Annotated in this window: 2 protein-coding genes; one reads left to right on the top strand and one right to left on the bottom strand. The window is 38.6% G+C overall.

Translation table 11 applies throughout. The features are described from left to right. A partial coding sequence (locus tag RH88_RS01045) for an ATP-binding protein (RefSeq protein ID WP_005592848.1) occupies nucleotides 1–1,987 on the bottom strand: 1,987 nt, incomplete at its 3' end. A 136-nt stretch (nucleotides 1,988–2,123) separates the two neighbouring features. Here RH88_RS01045 and RH88_RS01040 point away from each other — a divergent pair. After that, a partial coding sequence (locus RH88_RS01040) for an IS21 family transposase (RefSeq protein WP_005592847.1) occupies nucleotides 2,124–2,430 on the top strand: 307 nt, incomplete at its 3' end.

The raw sequence follows: 2,430 nt of genomic DNA, 5'->3' as shown, positions 1-2,430 counted from the left end.
AGTCGGTCAGTAGTTCTTTATCTAAAATGATACTCTCGGTGTATTCGGAGTAATTTTCTTGCAAGTACTGTAAGCCATCAGTTGTTTTCACATCTAAGTCCAGATGAGAGCGTACAAACTCTAATCTATGTTTACATTCCTTTATTAATTGCCCCCAAGTTTTGATTTGGATCGTTACATTATCGGTTTGATAAATGATGCCTTGCCCAGTTTTGTCTTGCTTAGCTCTATTATCTGCAAAGGCGTTGGTATCGTTTGATACAATCCAAAAATTCCATCTGACATCTAGTTTGTTAAAGCGTTCGTCAGCAGCAACGGCAAATGCGTAAGATTCAATTTGTTGTATCTCTTTTGCGCCTATAGCAACTTTAGGTGCTTTGAGTTCAATAACCAAATGCTCTAATTGTTCAGCATGATTTTGTGGCACTGATTGCGTGAGCATCAGATCTACGATTCCTCGGGAAGAATCAATTCGAGTCACTGGTTTGTTTGGTATGAGGTCAACATTTTGCGCTTTAAGGTGTTTTTTTAGTACTTCAGTCAATGATTGGTCATTTACTGATAAAGCAAAAGCATCACCGAATATCCATGTGTTTTCAGCTAAAATCTTATGTAATTGACTACGCTCTTTCAGTACTTTTTTCTTTTCTGGGTCAAAGACAATATGCTCTAAACCAGCAATGAACTTTAGTCGGTCAGATATAATCTTAGAAGCATTAATTATTGAAGTTAAGCTAACATCTTGTAAGAGTTCAGCTAGTTCCTTCTGCTTTTTAACTGTCAAGTTTAGTACTTCTTCAAAAATCAGCTGTAGATCATTTGGATTAGAAGTCACGATTTGTTTTAACAGCCTAAATTGGAGCTTTTTAACTTTTACTGGTGCTTTTTCGAAATCTGGCAGTTCTTGACTAATATTAATAGCCAATACATCAAATATTTGTCTTTCCGCTTCATCTATCGTATTGAGAGTCTTTCCGCTGTATGGGTAAATATCTTCATCTTTCCACTTTTGTATAATGTTCGCGGACTTGGCAATACGTCTTAAATAAAGGTGGTTTTTCAATGATGCAAGAGCATCATCAATTGGCTTCGACAAGGTTGGCTCAAGTGAGCCTAGTTCTAGAACACCCTTACTTGATAATTTGCTAATATGGTCGGAAATTAAGTAAGCGGTGTAATTGAAGTCACTTGTTCCCCGAATCATTTTATCGTAGGAGTGTAACGGAAAACCGTTACTGTCACAGAAATGAAGTTCATTCTTGGTATCACATTTCCACTCGATTACTTTTAGCGAGTATGCGTAAGACTCTTCTTCAAAAATGACAGATGGTAAATCGATAGTATCTTCGTGTTCTACGTATTCTGCGGGGTCAATTTTTTTATCATTGACATATAGGCTTATCGTTGGGTACTTAGCTAAGTAAATAGCAAATGCGCAAGAGATATAATTGATCAAGCCATTTTCAGAAACTTTTAGTCCTTTAGGGGTTAACTCCGAAATTGTTACTGTGGTTCCTGTGTGGCGTAGTTCATCTTTTGGCGAACCATCGTTTAGGGTAAAGTTACCTATCTCTTCCGATTTTCCAGTTATGACAAGCGATTGTAGTTGTTGTTGACTTTCTTCAAGGTGAACGATGTTCCAGTCAATGATACGACCAAGTGAAAACGGCTTAAATCTTCCTTGTCCTTCTTGCCCGTGTAAGAATCTTCCTTTCTTTGTTTTTTGAGCAAATTTTTTCCACGAACCACCAAGTTTACTAAAGTGTTTATCAGCAACTTTGTTTGAAATTCCTATACCATCATCAATGACTTGCAGTTTATCCCACCCGCCCATGATAGCGTCTTCACAAAGCCTAACTTTAACAGTACTAGCATCTGCATCGAGAGAGTTCCAAACGAGTTCAGAAATTGCTGTGTAAGCCCCACTATTTGAGACTTTGTTGAGGAAATCGTTTTCCACCTCAACTTTAAGTATCCGAGTTGCCATGACGTTCAAAGCCTATTTATTATTTTTAAGGTATCACTCTGTTACCGCCGATGTAAAAATGACCCACTAGCGCCGACTTAAAATTGACCCACCTGAGGCACAATGTTCGTTCGTTTAACGGATAAAACGGCGAGCTATGATAAATCAGGAGCAACTAGTGGAAATTCAAGTTTTATATCGTCAGGGATATAGTATTCGCCGTATTGCCAGAGAGCTAAATATCTCACGAAACACGGTAAGGCATTACCTACGGACTAAAGCGTCTATTCCGAACTACTCAAAGCGAGAGCAAATCTCGACCAAACTTTCGCCCTATGAAGCGTACCTACTCGAACGAATCGAAGCGGCAAAGCCATACTGGATACCTGCAACCGTGTTGTTGCGGGAGATAAAAGCATTGGGTTATGAGGGCGGTGTTACGATGCTAAAAGAGCATATAAAAC

Origin of the sequence: Vibrio scophthalmi LMG 19158, assembly GCF_000222585.1 — a bacterium.
GTDB classification, from domain to species: domain Bacteria; phylum Pseudomonadota; class Gammaproteobacteria; order Enterobacterales; family Vibrionaceae; genus Vibrio; species Vibrio scophthalmi.
Note: the sequence above shows the minus strand (reverse complement) of the source record. Positions and strands in the feature narration are given on the sequence as shown.